This window comes from Streptomyces sp. CNX435 (assembly GCF_059570575.1).
The window spans coordinates 192,404-207,587 of the sequence record NZ_JCANTA010000011.1 but is presented as its reverse complement, the minus strand read 5'-3'; the positions used below and the strand labels follow the sequence as shown (position 1 = coordinate 207,587).

The following is a 15,184-nucleotide window of genomic DNA, read 5'->3' as shown; positions in this document are numbered from 1 at the left end:
ATGACCGGGGCGCGAAGAACGAGCGGCGGCCGGCCGCGGCGGCGGGACTTCCTCGCCCTGGCCGGCCTCGGCGCCGGCGCGGCGCTGCTGTCCGGCTGCGGCATCGGCAGCGCCGCGCCCCGCGGCGCGCTGCGCGCGGCGTTCGGACAGCCGGTCACCGACCTGGACCCGTACAACGCCGCGACCGCCGTCGACGAGGCGTCGCTGATCGTCAAGCGGCTCGTCTTCGACACCCTCGTACGGCGCGAGGGCGAGGAACTGGTGCCGGGGCTGGCCGCTGACTGGCGGCGCGAGGGCGACACCCGGTGGGTCTTCACGCTCCGCCGCGGCGTCGTCTTCCACGACGGCAGCCCGGTCACCGCCCGCGACGTGGTCGCCTGCCTGAAGCACACGCGGCAGGTCATCTCGGCGCAGACTCCGCTGTGGGCGACCGTCACCGGCGCCGAGGCGCCCGACGACCACACGGTGGTCTTCACCACCGACGGCCCCCTCGGCTCGCTCCCGGTCAACCTCACCCTCCTGTTCATCGTCCCGGCGCGCCTCGTCGCCGACCCGGAGCAGAAGCGCAGTCCGGTCGGCTCCGGCCCGTTCCGGGTCACCGACTTCACCCCGTCCACCACCGTGGAACTGGCGCGCTTCGACGACTACTGGGGCGGCCGGGCGGAGCCGCCGGCCGTCTCGATGCCGTACATCGCGGAGACCTCCACGGCGATCACCGCCCTCCGCAACGGCGACGTCGACCTCCTCTGGCCCGTCCCGCCGGACCAGCTGCCCGAGGTCACCGGCGTCTCCGGCGTCACCGTCGAGACCGTGCCCTCCTGGACGTACTACTTCAACTGGTTCAACTGCTCGCGGGAGCCGTTCACCGACCCCGACGTGCGCCGCGCCCTGTGCCACGCCGTGAACGTGCCGCAGATCGTCGAGACCCTCTTCGGCCGCGGCGGCAAGCAGATGCGCGCGCCGATCCCCGAGACGGTGGCCGGATTCGCCCCGCAGGAGCCCTGGCCGTACGACCCGGACGAAGCGCGGCGCCTGCTGGCGCGCGCCGGGCTCGGGCGCGGGTTCAGCACGTCGATGATGTGGTTCGACGCCACCGGGCCGCTGGCCCGGGAGCTGGCCCAGGCGCTGATCTCGGCGTGGGACGGCATCGGCGTCACCGTGGAGCCGCAGAGCATCGAGAAGGCGATGTGGCTGGAGCGGGTGAACAGCCTCGACTGGGACATGAACCTCCAGACGAACACCGTGACCACCGGCGACGCCGCCTTCACCATCGGCCGCCTCTACACCTCGGAGGCAGCCCGGCTCGGCTACGCCAACAAGGACCTCGACGCCGTCCTCGCCGAGGCCGCGGCGGCACCCGAGGGGCCGGGGCGCGACGCGCTCTACGGCGAGGCGTGCGGGACCATATGGGCGGACGCCGTCGGCCTCTTCCCCGTCACCCTCGTCACCGGATACGGGCGCGCGAAGGAGCTGACCGGCTTCACGCCAGCCCCGAACAACCAGCCCGACCTCGCCGTGGTGGGGCGCCGATGACACCGCGCCGGAGGAACCCATGACCGCACGCCGCCGACCCACGCTCCGCGACATCGCCCAGTCGCTCGACCTGTCGGTCAACACCGTCTCCCGGGCGCTCGCCGACAAGGACGCGGTGAGCCCCGAGACCCGCGAACGCGTCAAGGAGGAGGCGGAGCGCCGCGGTTACGTGCCCAACACCATGGCCCGCTCCCTCGTGCTGCGGAACGCCATGACCCTCGGGCTCGTCATCACCAACCCGTCCAACCCCTTCTACGCCCGCCTCATCTCCGCGATCGAGGAGCGCGGGCGCGAACGCGGCTACTCGCTGATGCTGATGGTCACCGAGGACTCCGCCGAGAACGAGCGCCGCGCCGCCGAGGAGCTGATGCGCTGGGGCGTCGACGGGGTGCTGGCCATACCCGTGCAGCACGGCGCGGAGCACTGGCACCGGCTGCGCAAGTCCGGTACGCCCGTCGTGCTGCTCAACCGGCACCTGCCGGAGCTGGACGCCGACGTCGTGGGCGTCGACTACTACGCCGGTGCCCGCGCGGCGACCGAGCACGCGCTGGACGGCGGGGCGACCGAGCTGTACCTGGTCGAGGAGGACCTGGCCATCTCGCCGGTCTCGGAGCGTATCCGCGGCTTCCGCGAGACGCTCGCCGCGCGCGGGGTCGCCGCCCCCGACGGCGCGGTGGTGCGCGTGGATCCGGGGGCCGCGCCGGCGGGGGGTCCGGTGGCGGGCCCCTTGGCGGGTCCGGTCTCGGGGCCGTTCGACCCCGGGGCGGCGTACGCCATCGGCGCGGACCTCGCCCGCCGGGCGGGGCCCGGCGCCGTGATGCTGGCGGGCAACGACTACCACGCGCTGGGCCTGTACCGGGCGTTCACCGAGCGCGGGCTGCGGGTCGGCACGGACATCGGCGTCGTCGGGCACGGCGACCACCCCTTCTCCGCGTACCTCGACCCGGCCCTGACCACGGTCCGGCTGCCCGCGCCCGACGTCGGCCGGGCCGGGGTCGACCGGCTGCTGGAGCGGGTGCAGTCCGAGGAGGACACCGACCCGATCCGTACGCTGCTCGCCCCCGAACTCGTCGTACGCGCCTCCGCCGGACCACTCCGAAGAAGAGGTGAGCAATGATGGGCGCGTTCCTCGCCAAACGCCTGGCGCAGGCCGTGGTGGTCGCCTTCGGGGCGCTGACGCTGGTGTTCGTCATCGTGCGCGTCGTACCGGGAGACCCCGCCAAGCTGATCGTGGGACCGGACGCCTCCGCCGGCCAACTGGAGAGCGTACGCGCCGACTTCGGCCTCGACGACCCGCTGTGGCGGCAGTACGTCGACCACCTGGCCGGCGTCGTACGCGGCGACCTCGGCGACTCCTGGCGGCTCGGCGGCTCCGCCCTCGGCAACACCCTCGACCGCTTCCCCGCCACCCTGACCCTGTCGCTCGCGGCGCTCGTGCTGACCGTCGCCCTCGGGATCCCGCTGGGGATGCTGTGCGCCCGCCGCCCCGGGAAGCTGCTCGACCTGGTGGTCTCCACCGGCTCGCTGGCCGGCCAGGCCGTCCCGTCGTTCTGGCTCGGCATCGTCCTCATCCTCATCTTCGCCCGCCAACTGGACTGGCTGCCCGCGACCGTCGACGGCTCACCCGCCGCCGTGCTGCTGCCCGCGTTCACGCTCTCCCTGCCGTTCATCGGCTGGCTGGCGCGGCTGGTGCGCGGCAGCGCGCTGGAGGAGGGCGGCAAGGACTACGCCCGTACGGCCCGCGCGAAGGGCGTGGGCGAGGGGACGATCCAGTACGTGCACGTCGGCCGCAACATCGCCATTCCGGTCGTGACCGTACTCGGCCTGCTCATGGGCAACTTCATCGCGAACGCGGTCATCATCGAGGTCGTCTTCTCGTGGCCCGGGATCGGCTCGCTGATGGTCGACGCGATCACCAACCGCGACTACGCGGTCGTCGAAGCCGCGATCCTCACGATCACGCTGGCCTACATCGTCCTGAACCTGCTCGTGGACGTCGTCTACTTCATCATCGACCCCCGCCTCACCCCGGAGGACGCATGAGCAGCACGACCGCGGCGGCGCCGGCCGCCGCCGGACCTCGTACGGACAAGGGCATCGGCGACGCCGCCCGGCGGGTCCCGCTGCGCGTGTGGATCGGCGCCGGGATACTGGCGCTGTTCGTCCTCGCCGCCCTCGTCGGGCCGCTGCTGCGCCCGTACGACCCGGTGGCCACCGACCTCCCGAACCGGCTGCTGGCACCGGGGGAGCGCACCGACGGCGGCGACATCGCCTGGCTGGGCACCGACCAGATGGGGCGCGACCTGCTCGCCAACCTGCTGGCCGGGGCGCGGATCTCGCTGCTGGTCGCGTGCGCGACGGTCCTGGTGGGCGGCGCGGTCGGCCTCGTCGTCGGGCTGGTGTCGGGGTACTTCGGCGGCTGGCCGGACACGATCGCCTCGCGCATCGGCGACATCCAGCTCGCGTTCCCGTCCATCCTCCTGGCGATCCTGCTGGCCGGGGTGCTCGGCCCGTCCGTCACCAACATCGTCATCACGCTGGCGATCACGCGGTGGGTCATCTTCGCCCGGGTCGCCCGCGCGTCGGCGATGGCGACGCGCCGGCTCGGCTTCGTCGACTCGGCGCGGGTGCTGGGGGCGGGACACGTACGCATCATGGTCCGCCATGTGCTGCCGTCGCTCTGGCAGCCGCTGCTGGTCGCGGCGACGGTGCAGGTGGGCCTGGTGATGGTGGCGGAGGCGTCGCTGAGCTTCCTCGGGCTCGGCGTGCCGGTCGACACGTCGTCGTGGGGCGCCACGGTCTCGGTGGGGCGGGACTACCTGGGGTCGGCGTGGTGGATCTCGACGATGCCGGCGGCGGCGCTGGCGCTGGTCGTCACGGCGGTGGGCGTGATCGGGGACGGCTTCCGGGACGTGTCGGACCCGCGGTCGCAGCTGTGAGCGGAAAGGAGAGCACGATGCCCACGACGGTCGCCGCGCGGCTGCGGGACGTGCACATAGGCTTCGGCCGCGACGGCTCACGACAGGTCGTCCGCGGAGTCGACCTCGACCTCGTACCCGGGCGGGTCACCGCCCTGGTCGGGGAGTCGGGCAGCGGCAAGTCGCTGACGTCGCTGGCCCTGATGGGCCTGCTGCCGCCGGGGGCGCGGGTGAGCGCGGGGACGGTCGAGATCGAGGGCCGGGACACGGCCGGGTTCACGGACGCGCAGTGGCGGAAGCTGCGGGGCGCGCAGGTGGCCATGGTCTTCCAGGACCCGATGGCCGCGCTCAACCCGTCGTTCACCGTGGGCTGGCAGATCGCCGAGACGCTGCGCCGCCGCCGCGGCGCCGGCCGCCGCGCCGCCCGGGAGCAGGCGATCGAGCTGATGCGGACGGTCGGCATCCCCGACGCGGAGCACAAGTACGGCGCGTACCCGCACGAGTGCTCCGGCGGGATGCGGCAGCGCGCGGTCATCGCGATGGCGCTCACCCTGGACCCCGCGGTCCTGCTGGCCGACGAGCCCACCACCGCGCTCGACGTCACCGTGCAGGCCCAGATCCTGCGGCTGCTCGCCGGGCGGCAGACGGACGCGGGGATGGCGATGCTGCTCGTCTCGCACGACCTGGGCGTGGTGGCCCGCGTCGCGCAGGACGTGGCGGTGATGTACGCGGGCCGGATCGTCGAGACCGGCGCCCTGGACGACGTGTACACCGCCCCGGCGCACCCGTACACCCGCGGCCTGCTCGACGCGGTCCCGGACCCGGCCCGCCCGGGGCGGCTGGTCCCGATCGAGGGCCAGCCGCCGGCGCCGGGGACCCTGCCGCCCGGATGCGCCTTCGCCCCGCGCTGCCCGTATGCGACGAAGGTGTGCGGGACGGAAGATCCCGCGCTGGTCGCTGTCGGTCCGGGCCACAAGGCGGCTTGCCACCACAGCGAGAAGGTCCAAGCCCAAGCGACCGGTGGGGAGGCCGCGAAATGAGCACGACGCAGACGAGCCCGCAGAAGACGGACGCGCCCCTGCTGGACATCCGGGGCCTGCACGCCGGCTACCGGGCCGCCGCCCGCTCGGGCCTGGGCCGCCGCCGCGTCGACGCGGTCGCGGGCGTGGACCTGACGGTACGGGCCGGGCAGACGGTCTGCGTCGTGGGCGAGTCCGGCTGCGGGAAGTCGACGCTGGCCCGCTCGGTGGTGGGTCTGCTGGAACCGTTCGCCGGCTCGGTGTCCTTCGCGGGCCTGGACCTGTCGAAGGCGGGCCGCCGGCAGCGGCGGCGGGTGTCGTATGACCTGCAGATGGTGTTCCAGGACCCGTACACGTCGCTGAACCCGAGGATGCGGGTGGCGGACATAGTCGCGGAGGGCTGGCACATCCACAAAGGCGTGGTAGCGCCGTCGGATCACCCGGCAGAGGTGGCCCGCCTCCTGAACCAGGTGGGCCTGGACGAGTCGTACGCGACCCGCCGCCTGCACGAACTCTCCGGCGGGCAGTGCCAGCGGGTGAGCATCGCGCGGGCGCTGGCGCTGCGGCCGAAGCTCATCGTGTGCGACGAGGCGGTCTCGGCCCTGGACGTGTCCGTACGCGCCCAGATCCTCAACCTGCTCGCGGACCTGCAGCGCGAGCTGGGGGTGGCGTACCTCTTCATCTCCCACGACCTCGACGTGGTGCGCCACATCGCGGACGAGGTGGCGGTGATGTACCTGGGCACGATCGTGGAACGCGGCACCGCCGCCCAGGTCTTCGACTCCCCCCAGCACCCCTACACCCGTGCCCTGCTCTCCGCCGCCCCCTCCGTCCACGACCGCCCGCACACCGCCACGGACGTCCCCCTCACCGGCGAAGTCCCCTCCGCCGCAACCCCACCCTCAGGCTGCCGCTTCCGCACCCGCTGCCCCCTGGCGGCGGAGGTCTGCACGACGGAGCCACCGGAGCTGCGCGTACGGGACGGGGCCGGCCACCCGGCGGCGTGCCACTTCGCGGGCGGTCGAACTCAAGAGGTGAGGTGAACGGGAACCCCCGGTCCCGCCCCGGGCCCGGGCAGCGGAAGGCCGGGCATCCGCGGGTGCCGCAGGTGCTGCCCCCCGCCGTGTACGTGCAGGGTGAACGTCTCCGGCCCCGGGGCACCGGCCGCGTCGTAGGCGTCCAGGACGGCCTCAATGCGCTCCCACAGCCGCACAGGTCCACCCTCGCGCACCTGCCACCCGCTACCGGTCGGGGCGAGGGTGGCGGCGGAGCCGGAGACGACGTCGATCAGGTGGACGACCTCGCCGACCGTGGTCATCTGCGCGTCCGGGATGGCGCTTTGGGCGAGGAACCGCAGGTGAAACGCTTCCTCGGTCGCCGCGGTGATCCGCTCGGGGGTATGCCGCGGCGAGCGGGCCTGCTCCGGAAGGCCCGCGACCCAGTGGGCGGGGTTGCCGAACGCCGGCGCCGCGTGCGTCCGGGCCGCCATGAAGGAGACGGTTCCGGGCAGCAGTCGGCCCTCGGCGGTGCCGTCATCGGCGACCGTCAGCAGGACCCTGGCGTACCCGTAGAGCCAGCCCGACAGCGTGAGCAGGATCTTCCCGCCCGGCCGGACCTGCGGGAGGAGAGCCACGGGCACGGCACGGAAGGAGCAGGCGGCCACGATCCGGTCGAACACGGCCTCGGGCCAGTACCCGTACAGGCCGTCCGCCACCGCCAGGGTCGGCGTGTACCCGCTCCCGTACAGCGCGTTCGCCGCCTGGGCGAGTCGGTGGGTGTCGATCTCGATCGAGGTGACGTCGGCGGAGCCGAGCCGTTCGCAGGCGAGCGCGGTCGAGTAGCCGGTGCCGGTGCCGATCTCCAGCAGCGTGTGGCCCTCCTGCACGTCCGCGTCGGCCCACATGCGTACCACGAGCGACGGCAGCGTGGACGACGAGGTCGGCGCCCCTCCGTGCCGTACGTCCGGCTGCTTCCAGTCGGGTTCAGCGCCGTCGAACTGCGTGATGAGCGTGGCGTCGGAGTACGCGGCGGCCAGCCAGCGGCGGTAATCGAGTGCGGCGGTGACCGGCTCCCACACCGTCAGGCCGTTCCCGTCGCGTTCGTCGGCGGGCAGGTAGAAGCCCGGCACGAAGACGTGCCGGGGAACCCGCTCGACCGCCTCCTGCCAGCCGGGATCGGTGAGGACGCCGTCCTCGGCGAGGGCCTTCGCCATCGCCTCGCGCAGGCGGGCGGCGTCTGTCTCCAGGCCGGCGGGCGTCGTCATGGCCTGCCGCCTCCTTCCGGTTCTGAGGGGGCCGGGGCCCAGCAATGGGCTCCGGCTACCCGACTGCTGGTGTCGACCACCACCGCCCAGACTCTCTTGCCGATCCCGTTGCGCTCGGCGACTCCCCACCGGGCCGCCAGCTTCTCGACCAAGAGCAGTCCATAGCCGCCGCACTCATCGGGCACCCGCCGCTCCGGCCACACGGCGGAGGCGTCGTGTACCTCAATGAGGACTCCGCCGTCCTGCCGGACGAAGCGCGTCAGGATCTCCCGCCCCGGCGGCACCCGGGCGTGCACGACGGCGTTCGTCATCAGCTCCGAGACCACCAGCGAAGCCGGCTCCTCGATCGCGGTCAGCCCCCAGGTGGTCAACGCCTTACGCAACTGGGCCCGTGCCAGCCCCACACAGCGGGGATGCCGCCGCCACTGCCACTGCATGACTGAAGTGTTAGCGATTCTGTTCTGATTGGCCGTCAAGCCGGGCTTGCAGCAGGTCATGCGAATACGGTCCTGCGGCAGGGTCGTCGGCGAGAAGGGCGATTCCGGGCCGGATGCTTCACCCCGGGCGGACGATTCTCTCCACATTCAGTAATCGGACCGCTACTGTGGCGCGGGTCGCAGGAGTTGATGCTGATGCCATTGCACCCGAACCAGGCTCTTCAGCAGGCCATCGAAAAGAGTGGCTACACCCAAGATGACCTGGCAGAAGCCATTAACGAGGCACACGAGAAGTTATACGGCTCACCGGGCAGATGCAGTGATCGCCAGGTGCGCCGCCTGCTGACCGGCGAGGTCGCGTGGCCCCGCGAACCCACCCGGCTGCCGCTGGAAGCGGTCCTCGGCCGACACGCAACGGAACTCGGCTTCCGGCCGCCTCCCCACTCGGCACCACGCGGGCGTACTCTGCGACCACCAGCACCCGTTATCGAGGAGCTGCCAGTGCGTCGCCGCAGATTCGTCCTCAGCGCCGGGGCCCTCATGGCGCTCCCTGTTCTGCCCGAGGCCGGCCGCATCGACATGAGCGACATCGCGCGCATCCGCGATGCCGAGGCCCGCCTGGTGCAACTCGACGGCCGCCACGGCAGCGCAGAGCTGGCCGGCGTAGCGGGCCGCTACGTCGAGCACATCGAGCACGCCATGCGGCACTGCAGGTACGGCAGCCGTGTGCAGACGGCGCTGCATCAGGCGCTCGGGGAGATGTGCGAAGAAGCCGGCTGGCTCGCCTATGACTCCCAGCAGCACGATCAGGCCCGCCGCCACTGGCGCGGCGCCCTGCAGCACGCGCGCCTGGCCAAGTCCTCCGACCTGGAGGCCCGGGTCTGGGCCGGCATGTCCCGGCAGGCCGTCGACCTCGGCCACGGCGCCGAGGCCGTGGCCATCGCCCGCGCGGCGCTGGACGCCACCAGAGGCCGCCGCGAGCCCCGGCTGTCCGCGCTGCTCCACACCCGGGTCGCCCTGGGGCACTCCATCGTCGGCCAGCGCGGACGTTGCGGGCAGTCGCTCCACCGCGCAGAGCAGGAACTCGACCGCGCCTCGCCGGAACCTCCGCCGTGGCTGGCCTTCTGCGGACCGGCGGAGCTGACCGGTCAGGCCGCCCTCTGCCACTACAACCTCGGCGACTTCACCGACGCGCTCCAGGCCGGCCGCGAGGCCCAGACGCTCTCTGGAGCCGGCGAGTTCCGGCGCAACGCGTTCGCCACGCACGTGATCCTGGCGCGCAATGCCCTGGCCGCCGGCGAACCCGAGGAGGCGCTGGCTGCCGGGCACCGGGCCCTCGACCTGCTTCCCCAGGTGCGCAGCCCTCGCTGGACCGCCCACCTGCACCAGTTCGGCCGATCCCTCGGCCAGGGATGGTCCTCCTCCATGACCGCCGAGTTCACGGAGCGCTACCGGCAGGTGACGGCATGACGGGCGAGGTGCTGACCCTCAGCACCTACGACCGCGGCCAACTGCGGAAGATCCGCGCCACGCTGATCGAGGTGTACGCGGAGGTCTACGCCGCCGAGGCCGCCGCGGACCCCTTCTTCTCCGTCGACAGATTCGAACGCCGCCTTGACGGCCACACGTCCACGCCCGGCTGGTCGTGCGTCATCGGCGAGGTCGACGGCGACGTCGTCGGCTACGCGTACGGCCGCCCGGACAGCCCCGAGGAGTGGGACGCGGTGATCGATCCGGTCAGCCCCGACGTCCACGACTACGGCCGCCGCGCTGTCTTCGGCCTCTGCGAGATCATGGTGCGTGCCCCCTGGCGCGGAACTCAGGTTGCCCGCGGCATCCACGACGAGCTGATGCACCAACGCCCGGAAGACCGCGCCTCGCTGTTCGTGGAGACCGCCCACCCGAAGGTGCGTTCGCTCTACGAACGCTGGGGATACCAGAAGGTCGGACAGTCGCAGCCGTTCCCGGACTCACCGCGGTACGACGTCATGGTCCTCCGATTGCGCTGAGGGCCGGGCCCGGACGCTCAGCGCGCTCCACTCGGTCCAGGTTGGCCCCCGCGGCATGGCAGCGATAGAGGCCAGTGGTCGACGTCGCGGGAACGCGGCTACTGTGCGCTGATGTCGTACCGACTCGATGCTGTCGTAGGTGACTTCGACCGCTTGCGAAGCTGGGCCGAAGGAGTGCCCTGGGCGGTGGTCGCCCCGCTCAGGCAACGCATGGGGCTGCTGCCACTTTCCACCGCGCTCCGCGGTGACCTGCCGCGAATACTTGGTGACCTCTCACAGAGTGGACCAGTGGCCCATGTGAAGGCGGACTTCTGGGGCGGGGACGGGGATCAGACCGCCGCCGTGTGGCGGGCTGGTGTCCGGGAATGGGGGCCGGTGCATACCTCGGAATTCAGCGGCCCGCGGGAGGAATGGCCGATCAATGCGGCGCTCGCCCGGCTCGGTGTGGCGTTGGCCGGCCAAGGCGCGACGGACTACCGCGATCTGTTCGTGGAAGTGGGCCTCGGCCAAGGACGGGACGAGGAGGACTGGCGCTGGGCCGCTCTCAAAGCCCTCGACGCGGCCGACTACGACGACTGGCACGCGAGAGAGCAGGCCAAGCGAGAGTTCGAGGAGCGTGCCGCAGCCGAGCGAGCCATCTATGAGCGGCTGCCCGGTATCCCGGTGCCTCTCAACGGCAAGGAAATCATCACCCTGCTCGGCGTACCTCAAGGTCGGACGATAGGGGCGGCCATACGCCACCTCCAGCAACTCCACATCGACCACGGACCTCAGTCCCGCGAGCAAGCCGAAACCGCACTGCGCGCCTGGGCAGCAGAGCAAGGCTTGCCCCCCGCCCCTGCGGGGCAGGTGGATACCACAATGCGGTAGCAGATGAGGGCGCAGGCGATGCGGGTCAAGGCGAGGAAGTGGTCTGCTTTGTGTTCGTAGCGGCGGTGGAGTCGCCCGAACGATACGGACGGCAGCTGCTGCCACGTGCAGGGGGCGCGTCGGGGGGTGGGGGTGCCATGCTTGGGTTCGGCTCTCAACGGCGCGTGCAGATAGGGGAAACGGTGGCGGCCTCTACCTCCCTGGTCAGAGTGGAGACGATGGACCTCGACGCCGGGGGCGGCGGTCGTCAGATCGGCAGGAGGGACCGGACCACCGCACCGCTGGCGGACCGCGGCGCCGAGATCGAGGCGGCGATCGTCGAGGCGTCCGCGATCGCGCAGCGGTCGCTCGCCGAGGTGCCCGCCCGGGACGGGTGGCGGGTGTCGACCATGGAGGTCAGCTTCGGACTGACGCTGGCGGCGGAGGCCGGCGTGGTGGTCTCCAAGGCGTCGGCCGAAGCCTCCTTCCAGGTGACCCTGACCATCGAACGGGTCACGGAGACACCGTGACGGGCGCCGGGTACTGGGTGGATCTGTACCAGGCGCAGCGGCGGCTGGGCGGGGGGTTTCTGCTCACCCGGCGCTACGTTCTGACCGCGTTGCACTGCTTACGGGAACTCGTGCCGGACGACGGCGGGTTGGAGATCGTCCTCGAAGACGGCGAGCGCCTCGACGGCGACCTGTGCAGACAGGACAAGGACGCCGACCTGGCCCTCATCGAGGTCGCCGCCCACCACCAGCTCTCCCCGCGCATCCCCAACGCCAGCCACGCCCTGCCCGGCTGGCACTGGCGCGGCCCGTACCGCCCGTCTCCCGACGAAGCCAGGCTGAGCGGGACGGTGCACCATCGGGCAGACGGCTTCACGTGCGAGGGCGGGGCGTCGATCGAGGCGTTGCAGCTGTCCGTGGACCAGATCCTGGGTGACTACTCCGGGTACTCCGGGGGCCCGGTGGAGGGGAACCATCCTGCGGAGGGTCACGCCCCGGCGGTCGTGGGCATCCTCCTGGAGCAGGCACCGGACCGTGCCGATGAGAAGCGGGCGGGAAACGTGCTGTACGCGGCCACCATCGCCGAGGCGATCGCCCGCTTCGACCACCTCCAGGTCTCGCATCTCATCGACGTGTTGCGCCCGCGGGCGGGCGGTGACCGTGCCCGGGAGGAGAAGGGGCCGGACAAGAAGGCCGAGGAGTGGTTCGACCGCCTGCAGCAGTGGTCGGACCAGGGGTATATGAACCCTGTGCAGATCGCCGAACTCAGGTTCATGGTCGCCCAGCGCGCGATCAGCCGAGACTTCGGAGGGGGCGAGGACGAGTGAACGACGCCTGGCAGTCCGCGATCTCGCTGGCCGAAAGCGTGGCGGCGGGCGACGCCGAGGAGTCCGAGCTCCAGGTCGCGATGCGCCGGCTGGCGACGGACCCGGACCTGCTGCGTGGCGACAGCGTGGACAGGGACTTCGCGTACCTGACCCGCCTCTGCGGCTCGGTCGGCCGACAGGACCTGTCCGGTGAGCTGGCGCTGAGGATGGCCATGGAACTCCAGGGTCCGCACCGGGAAGACGCGACGAGGCCCGCGGTTGTCTTGGCTCTCAACGAAAATTCTGCCTTGCAGAGGTCCACTTCCCCGGGGAGTGCCCTGGCATTTCTGAGCCTCGCGGCCCTCAGGCTGCGGGAGGGCAAAGCCATGAGGGCCGCCATGCATGCGAGCATCGCTCGGAGGCACCTCCGGTTGGCGGAGGGGCCCGAGGAAGACCTCCTGAACGCGGAGCTGGCGGCGGTATCGGTCCTCGCCGAAGCGCTCCGCAGAGACCAGCGGGACCGGGAAGCGGACCACGTGCTCGCCGAGCTCGAATTCCTCGCGCGGCGGATCGTTGAACTCCACGGCGAGGACCACCCGAAGTCCTGGTCCGCGCTGGTGGCGCTCGCCTCGGCCGAGTTCGGCGCGGCGGCGTCCGCACGCGACCGGGACCGGATGGAGCGGGCGGTCGACGTTCTCGCCCTGGCTGCACAGAAGACCTCTGCCACCCTCGGCGCGAGCCATCCCCAGGCGCTCGCCACGCTACGGGCCTTCGCCGGCGCGGAGTACGAGGCCGCCGCGCTGCTCGGGCCGGAGCGGCGGCTCGCCGACGCGCGCGCCATGGTGGAGTCGGTGGCGGCACGCTCCGGGAACCGGCAGGCGGGCGCCGAACCGGCCGGCGTAGCCGCCCCGGAGGATGCGCACTCCCTCCGCTTCACGGTGCTCGGGCCGGTCCGCGCCTGGCGCGGGGAGGAGCCGTTGGAGATCAGCTGGCCCCGGCAGCGGGCCATACTCGCCGTCCTGCTGCTGAGCAGCGACCGCTCCGCCACCGTCCAGGAGTTGCTCGACGGCGCCTGGGGCGACGAGCAACCGGCGACGGGACGGTCCGTCGTGAAGATGTATGCCTACCGGCTGCGCAAGCTCCTCGGTGCCGACACGCTCGTCCTCGAGGCCGGAGGATACGCACTCCGGGTCCGGGACACCGACCTCGCCCTCGCAGAGAGGCTGGCATCCGCCGCCGAGGCCGCCGTCGCCGAGGGCGACGCCGAGCGCGGCCGGGAGCTGTATATGGCTGCGCTCGCGGAGTTCCGCGGCGAACCGCTCGCCGACGTGCCCGGCCCGTACGCCGCGCGGCACCGCGAGCGGCTCTCGCGGTGGCGGCAGACCCTCCTGGAGCGGCGCCTCGAACTCGACCTCGAAACGGGCCACCACGACAAGGCCCTCGCGGAGCTGACCGCCCTCACGGCCGCGGGCTCCCGCAGCGACCGCCTGCGCGAGCTGCTGCTACTGGCCCAGAACCTCAGCCGGACGGAACGGTGACGGAAAGCAGTGGCGTACCAGATGTACATGTAGTACATTGGTTGCATGCGTGAGCCGATTGTCGAAGCCATGGCCGACGTGCGGGCCCACCTCGCCGACAGCATTGACCGTGCCCGCCGCGAAGCCACCCCCACCATCATCACCCGGCGTGGCAAGGCCGAGGCCGTGATACTCGACCTGGACGAGTACCAGCGCCTCAAGAAGCTCGAAGAGCGTGTCGAGGACGCCTGGCTCTCCCGGCTGGCCGCAGACTCCCTGGCCGAAGGCCGAGAGCCCGCCGTCACCCTGGAAGACCTCGCCGCTGAGATCCTGGGCGAGGCCAACCAGGCATGAACGACGGCGTCTACCTCACAAGGTTCACCCCCGCCGCGCAGCGCCAGATGCGAGCCGTGCCGCTCCCCGAAGCACGCAAGATCCTCATCCGGCTCGGTGAGTTTCAGCGCGCCGTGGACAAGGGCGACACGTCGGCCTTCGACATCAAGCCCCTGACCGGCCACGAGGGCATGTCCCGGCTGCGCGTCGGCAGTTACCGGGTCGTTTACACGATCGACGACGGCGAACTCCTCATCTGGGTCGTCGCCGTAGGCGACCGCCGCGACGTATATCGCGGTCTGTAGCCGGGCACCACCACGACCGCCGCCACGCGTGCTCTCCGGGCCGGCACCATCGCCAAGACCACCCGCGCAGTCCGCGACCAACCCCGACGAGCCCTCCCACCACCCGGCATCACCGACAACCCCGACAACCGGAAGAACATGGGGGCCAGCAATTCCAGCGGCGAATGAATTCAGGACGGAACCGGAACGCGTTGGGTTGAGTGAACGGCCCCGGCATCTACCACCGGGAGGGTGCGGAAGGTGAGCGCCATCGAGGATCTGTGGAGCGAATTCAGACTGCCGATCCGCAACGCCCTGCACTTCCGGGATGGAGAGTCATACGACGTGGCCATCGACCCCGGCAGCCCGAGCGGGCTGCGGGTGCTGGACAGCTTCGACCTCGCCGACTACGTCGCATCGCATCCCGAATGGACCTCAGAGGTCGACGGAATGGCCTCGGTAGAGAGGGAAGACGGGGACCTGCTCTGGGCCGGCGACGGCTCCTACGGATCCGAAGGCTTCGTCGCCCGCCTGAGAAGCGACCGCACAGCGGTGTGGGCGATCTTCTTCACCGACTCCAACCCCTTTACGGAGATCCGGACATCGGGACCACATGCAACGTTCCGCTCGACTTCCGGAGTCAGGATCACTCTGAACGTCGACGACCCCAGAGCCGGACTGCGGTAGCAGGTTCGCGGCTGTCCGTG

Annotated in this window: 17 protein-coding genes; 15 read left to right on the top strand and 2 right to left on the bottom strand. The window is 71.6% G+C overall.

What is annotated here, in order from left to right:
* From T328_RS20050 to T328_RS20025, 6 genes are read left to right on the top strand one after another with little or no spacing between them, the layout of a single operon-like run.
* Positions 1 to 1,533, top strand: a complete 1,533-nt coding sequence (locus T328_RS20050) for an ABC transporter substrate-binding protein (RefSeq protein ID WP_496497465.1) — start codon at positions 1 to 3, stop codon at positions 1,531 to 1,533.
* A gap of 19 nt (positions 1,534 to 1,552) precedes the next feature.
* Positions 1,553 to 2,650, top strand: coding sequence for a LacI family DNA-binding transcriptional regulator (locus T328_RS20045; protein ID WP_496497464.1), 1,098 nt, complete (start codon positions 1,553 to 1,555; stop codon positions 2,648 to 2,650).
* On the top strand, positions 2,647 to 3,576 hold the full coding sequence (locus T328_RS20040) for an ABC transporter permease (protein ID WP_496497463.1): 930 nt from the start codon (positions 2,647 to 2,649) through the stop codon (positions 3,574 to 3,576). The genes T328_RS20045 and T328_RS20040 overlap by 4 nt, the downstream gene beginning before the upstream one ends.
* A complete protein-coding gene (locus tag T328_RS20035; RefSeq protein ID WP_496497462.1) occupies positions 3,573 to 4,472 on the top strand; it encodes an ABC transporter permease in 900 nt (299 codons plus the stop codon). The genes T328_RS20040 and T328_RS20035 overlap by 4 nt, the downstream gene beginning before the upstream one ends.
* A gap of 17 nt (positions 4,473 to 4,489) precedes the next feature.
* Entirely contained in the window at positions 4,490 to 5,491 is a 1,002-nt protein-coding gene (locus T328_RS20030) for an ABC transporter ATP-binding protein (protein WP_496497461.1), read from the top strand.
* The gene (locus T328_RS20025; RefSeq protein ID WP_496497460.1) at positions 5,488 to 6,513 is read left to right on the top strand and encodes an ABC transporter ATP-binding protein; all 1,026 of its coding nucleotides are present in this window, start codon (positions 5,488 to 5,490) and stop codon (positions 6,511 to 6,513) included. The genes T328_RS20030 and T328_RS20025 overlap by 4 nt, the downstream gene beginning before the upstream one ends.
* Here T328_RS20025 and tgmC read toward each other — a convergent pair.
* Both tgmC and T328_RS20015 read right to left on the bottom strand, forming a co-directional pair.
* Complete coding sequence (tgmC, locus tag T328_RS20020; RefSeq protein ID WP_496497459.1) at positions 6,498 to 7,733, bottom strand: ATP-grasp peptide maturase system methyltransferase; 1,236 nt, start codon at positions 7,731 to 7,733, stop codon at positions 6,498 to 6,500. The two genes, T328_RS20025 and tgmC, sit on opposite strands and share 16 nt — an antisense overlap.
* The gene (locus T328_RS20015) at positions 7,730 to 8,170 is read right to left on the bottom strand and encodes an ATP-binding protein (protein ID WP_496497458.1); all 441 of its coding nucleotides are present in this window, start codon (positions 8,168 to 8,170) and stop codon (positions 7,730 to 7,732) included. Before T328_RS20015 ends, tgmC begins: the two co-directional genes overlap by 4 nt.
* A gap of 189 nt (positions 8,171 to 8,359) precedes the next feature.
* On the opposite strand from T328_RS20015, the gene T328_RS20010 reads away from it, so the two are divergent.
* The 9 genes from T328_RS20010 to T328_RS19970 all read left to right on the top strand — a co-directional run bounded on the left by T328_RS20010 (position 8,360) and on the right by T328_RS19970 (position 15,164).
* A complete protein-coding gene (locus T328_RS20010; protein ID WP_496497457.1) occupies positions 8,360 to 9,640 on the top strand; it encodes an NsdA family TPR-like regulatory protein in 1,281 nt (426 codons plus the stop codon).
* Positions 9,637 to 10,179: a GNAT family N-acetyltransferase gene (locus tag T328_RS20005; RefSeq protein ID WP_496497456.1), complete on the top strand. Its 543-nt coding sequence runs from the start codon at positions 9,637 to 9,639 to the stop codon at positions 10,177 to 10,179. Before T328_RS20010 ends, T328_RS20005 begins: the two co-directional genes overlap by 4 nt.
* Before the next feature lie 288 nt (positions 10,180 to 10,467).
* Positions 10,468 to 11,049 carry a hypothetical protein gene (locus T328_RS20000; RefSeq protein WP_496497455.1) on the top strand — a complete coding sequence of 194 codons (582 nt, stop codon included), beginning with the start codon at positions 10,468 to 10,470 and terminating at the stop codon, positions 11,047 to 11,049.
* A 218-nt stretch (positions 11,050 to 11,267) separates the two neighbouring features.
* On the top strand, positions 11,268 to 11,558 hold the full coding sequence (locus T328_RS19995; RefSeq protein ID WP_496497454.1) for a CU044_2847 family protein: 291 nt from the start codon (positions 11,268 to 11,270) through the stop codon (positions 11,556 to 11,558).
* Positions 11,555 to 12,364, top strand: a complete 810-nt coding sequence (locus T328_RS19990) for a trypsin-like serine protease (protein WP_496497453.1) — start codon at positions 11,555 to 11,557, stop codon at positions 12,362 to 12,364. The genes T328_RS19995 and T328_RS19990 overlap by 4 nt, the downstream gene beginning before the upstream one ends.
* Complete coding sequence (locus T328_RS19985) at positions 12,361 to 13,881, top strand: ATP-binding protein (RefSeq protein ID WP_496497452.1); 1,521 nt, start codon at positions 12,361 to 12,363, stop codon at positions 13,879 to 13,881. Before T328_RS19990 ends, T328_RS19985 begins: the two co-directional genes overlap by 4 nt.
* Positions 13,882 to 13,926: 45 nt before the next feature.
* Positions 13,927 to 14,214 (top strand): type II toxin-antitoxin system Phd/YefM family antitoxin, encoded by a 288-nt coding sequence (locus tag T328_RS19980; RefSeq protein WP_496497451.1) that lies wholly within the window; start codon positions 13,927 to 13,929, stop codon positions 14,212 to 14,214.
* Positions 14,211 to 14,498: a type II toxin-antitoxin system RelE family toxin gene (locus T328_RS19975; protein ID WP_496497450.1), complete on the top strand. Its 288-nt coding sequence runs from the start codon at positions 14,211 to 14,213 to the stop codon at positions 14,496 to 14,498. Before T328_RS19980 ends, T328_RS19975 begins: the two co-directional genes overlap by 4 nt.
* 240 nt (positions 14,499 to 14,738) lie before the next feature.
* The gene (locus T328_RS19970) at positions 14,739 to 15,164 is read left to right on the top strand and encodes a hypothetical protein (protein WP_496497449.1); all 426 of its coding nucleotides are present in this window, start codon (positions 14,739 to 14,741) and stop codon (positions 15,162 to 15,164) included.
* Positions 15,165 to 15,184 lie beyond the last annotated feature (20 nt).

What these genes read in the sequence shown, in the direction of transcription:
- T328_RS20040 (WP_496497463.1), top strand. Translation starts at nt 2,647, where the DNA reads ATGATGGGCGCGTTCCTCGCCAAACGCCTGGCGCAGGCCGTGGTGGTC.
- T328_RS20010 (WP_496497457.1), top strand. Translation starts at nt 8,360, where the DNA reads ATGCTGATGCCATTGCACCCGAACCAGGCTCTTCAGCAGGCCATCGAA.
- T328_RS20045 (WP_496497464.1), top strand. Translation starts at nt 1,553, where the DNA reads ATGACCGCACGCCGCCGACCCACGCTCCGCGACATCGCCCAGTCGCTC.
- T328_RS20050 (WP_496497465.1), top strand. Translation starts at nt 1, where the DNA reads ATGACCGGGGCGCGAAGAACGAGCGGCGGCCGGCCGCGGCGGCGGGAC.
- T328_RS19980 (WP_496497451.1), top strand. Translation starts at nt 13,927, where the DNA reads ATGCGTGAGCCGATTGTCGAAGCCATGGCCGACGTGCGGGCCCACCTC.
- T328_RS20035 (WP_496497462.1), top strand. Translation starts at nt 3,573, where the DNA reads ATGAGCAGCACGACCGCGGCGGCGCCGGCCGCCGCCGGACCTCGTACG.
- T328_RS20030 (WP_496497461.1), top strand. Translation starts at nt 4,490, where the DNA reads ATGCCCACGACGGTCGCCGCGCGGCTGCGGGACGTGCACATAGGCTTC.
- tgmC (WP_496497459.1), bottom strand. Translation starts at nt 7,733, where the DNA reads ATGACGACGCCCGCCGGCCTGGAGACAGACGCCGCCCGCCTGCGCGAG.
- T328_RS20015 (WP_496497458.1), bottom strand. Translation starts at nt 8,170, where the DNA reads ATGCAGTGGCAGTGGCGGCGGCATCCCCGCTGTGTGGGGCTGGCACGG.
- T328_RS20005 (WP_496497456.1), top strand. Translation starts at nt 9,637, where the DNA reads ATGACGGGCGAGGTGCTGACCCTCAGCACCTACGACCGCGGCCAACTG.
- T328_RS19975 (WP_496497450.1), top strand. Translation starts at nt 14,211, where the DNA reads ATGAACGACGGCGTCTACCTCACAAGGTTCACCCCCGCCGCGCAGCGC.
- T328_RS19995 (WP_496497454.1), top strand. Translation starts at nt 11,268, where the DNA reads ATGGACCTCGACGCCGGGGGCGGCGGTCGTCAGATCGGCAGGAGGGAC.
- T328_RS20025 (WP_496497460.1), top strand. Translation starts at nt 5,488, where the DNA reads ATGAGCACGACGCAGACGAGCCCGCAGAAGACGGACGCGCCCCTGCTG.